This window comes from Devosia elaeis, from assembly GCF_001650025.1.
GTDB lineage: Bacteria > Pseudomonadota > Alphaproteobacteria > Rhizobiales > Devosiaceae > Devosia > Devosia elaeis.
The window spans coordinates 1-2,378 of the sequence record NZ_LVVY01000117.1; the positions used below are offsets into that span (position 1 = coordinate 1).

Here is a 2,378-nt window from a genome sequence, read left to right on the forward strand (position 1 = left end):
ATTGTCGCCAGCGTCTCATCCAGATTGCCGCGCTATACAGCGTCAACAGCGCCCATGGCATACCTCTCAAAGGTCCTGAGGTTCGGGCCATGTTCCGCCGGTACGTCGAAGCAGGTCATCACCGCATGCCAGATGGCGGGTTCAAGTCGTATCGCGAAATCGGCCGTGAAATCGGCAGAAGCCACCCCACCATCATGAAGTGGATGCAGTCGGACTTCCCCAAGGAGGCGGCCCATATGGGCAACGAGGACGCGCCAGCCAAGGCCGGGGGAGAGGGCGCACCAGTCCCCATCGTGCTGTTCAAGCACAAAGCCAGAGCCGCGCTCAGCGAGTTCTTGGGGGCGCATGAGAAGGCGGGCTATCATGACCGACAGGAAATGATCGACTGGTTATGGTCAGCCCTTGAGGACATGGAGCGCATTCAGGGACAGACGGACGCCTACGCGCATGACAATGCAGCGGCGCTGCTGGGTCCGGGCGAGGACTTCTGACTGGTAAATTCTACCACCTGCAGTAACCGCCCTTCGATGCCGTCCGCACCACGGTCCGGGCTGTTTCTGCCGCAAAAATTCGAGGCGGCGAGATCAATCGAGCTGCGGGGGATTTACCCCCGTGGCCCCCTTGGCATCGTTGCACACCCAGCGCCCTTGAGTGGCCGACAAGTTTGGAAGAGAGAACGTTGACGAAGGAACATGCGGCAGTCGTATTCGGTCGGCCAGACGAGCTTGAGAGCGCAATCGGACTGTCCGAGACCCACGCCAAGCAGATTGGGGCCATCGCTGTGTTCGCTGGGAACACGGAGTTTCGCCTAGAGCAAGCCATCTGGCGTTTGCAGGCCCACAAACCAGCTGGCGTCAGACACGCTACCGATGCGAAGCCGGTGGGCGAGCTGATCACAATGCTGGAGGCTGAGGGAGTGGGTCTGGTAAATCCAGAGCTGCGGAAGCTCGTTGCCGACTGGTGCGCAGGAGCCAAGATTGCATTCGAGTTCCGCCATAGCATCGCGCACGGCGTAGCGCTGAAGCTGGAGACCAACATAAACTTCGAGCGAAATCGCTCATGGTTTGGCGAAGTGCGAAAGAGGCCCGCTGCCTCTCTGTGGGGAGATACCAACTCGTTTGAGAACATCCGGTTGACCTTTGCCATCCTCCTGCGGGTGATCATCGGACTTGGCAACAGCAAGCGCCCTCTAGAGACCTGCACTGCTAGCGATTGGCTTCGGGCCACGAGCTGGGCACGGGGTGTCATGGAAGAGATGAACTCGGGACACGGCCCGTGGTTTGAGAAGTACTGACCGAACGGCGGAAGGTGTGGTTCGGGTCGGGTACACCTCTATGGAACTGCTCCGCAGGGTGGTCTCGTAATCCATATTGACAACCCAAAGCGAACCGATAATTATGAGACCAGTCAAATCGAACTGATCGGTCTTATCCATGTTTGTCCGTGCATATCTCCGGGCCTCCACCATAGAGCAGGACGCCAGCCGCGCCCGTGCCGACCTTGAAGCCTTCGCTGCAGAGCGGGGGCTGGCCATTGCCGCTGCCTATGTCGAGAGCGAGAGCGGTGCCTCCCTCCAGCGGCCAGAGTTATTCCGACTGCTGGCCGATAGTCGCCCCGGTGACGTGTTGCTGGTGGAGCAGGTGGACCGCTTGAGCCGCCTCAACGCTGCCGATTGGGAACGCCTCCGGGCAGAGATCAGGCAGAGGCGGGTGAAGGTGGTGGCACTGGACCTGCCGACCTCATGGCAGCTTGCGGTGGCCCATAGCGATGACTTCACCGCCCGCATGGCAGAGGCAATCAACGGCATGCTGCTGGACATGCTCGCGGCCATCGCCCGGAAGGACTACGAGGACCGCCGCAGACGGCAGGCTCAGGGCATCGCCACGGCAAAAGCTAAGGGGGTCTATGTGGGGCGCCCTGAGGACACCGAACGCAACACCGCCATTCTCGCCATGCTGCAATCGGGCCAAAGCTGGAACACCATTCTGAAGGCCACTGGATGCTCTCGCTCAACCCTAGCACGTCTAGCCAAACGACTGACGCCGGGCGGAACGGTAGGAGCAACCATCGCCTGAGGTGGCCGTCTCCCCGCTTTAGCTGCGTCCCGGACTGGCGGGGTGTCTATTGATTTTCGTCCCCGCTAAAGCACTACGGTTGCGATAGAATTACACTGATGGTAATCAGAACAATCTGGGGGAGACAGAAATGCTAGATGCGCTTTGGTATGTACTTACTTTCTTGGCGGGCCTCAGCACGGGATTTGTCGTGAAGGTTCGACTAGATGCAAGCAAACGCACTACATCCAGCATCGCAGGTAATAGTCAGGGCACAGTCAATCAGCGTGGAGCGCACCCCATTTTGACCGGACAGCCGGCATA

The 2,378-nt window shown here is 59.6% G+C and carries 3 protein-coding genes; all 3 read left to right on the forward strand.

Annotated features, from left to right (window positions below):
* On the forward strand, positions 1-491 hold a 491-nt coding region (locus A3840_RS15270), incomplete at its 5' end, for a helix-turn-helix domain-containing protein (RefSeq protein WP_205633399.1).
* Between the two features lie 188 nt (positions 492-679).
* On the forward strand, positions 680-1,294 hold the full coding sequence (locus tag A3840_RS15275) for a hypothetical protein (RefSeq protein WP_067458692.1): 615 nt from the start codon (positions 680-682) through the stop codon (positions 1,292-1,294).
* 139 nt (positions 1,295-1,433) lie between these two features.
* Entirely contained in the window at positions 1,434-2,075 is a 642-nt protein-coding gene (locus A3840_RS15280) for a recombinase family protein (RefSeq protein ID WP_067458695.1), read from the forward strand.
* The last annotated feature ends 303 nt before the right edge of the window (positions 2,076-2,378 follow it).

What these genes read in the sequence shown, in the direction of transcription:
- A3840_RS15280 (WP_067458695.1), top strand. Translation starts at nt 1,434, where the DNA reads ATGTTTGTCCGTGCATATCTCCGGGCCTCCACCATAGAGCAGGACGCC.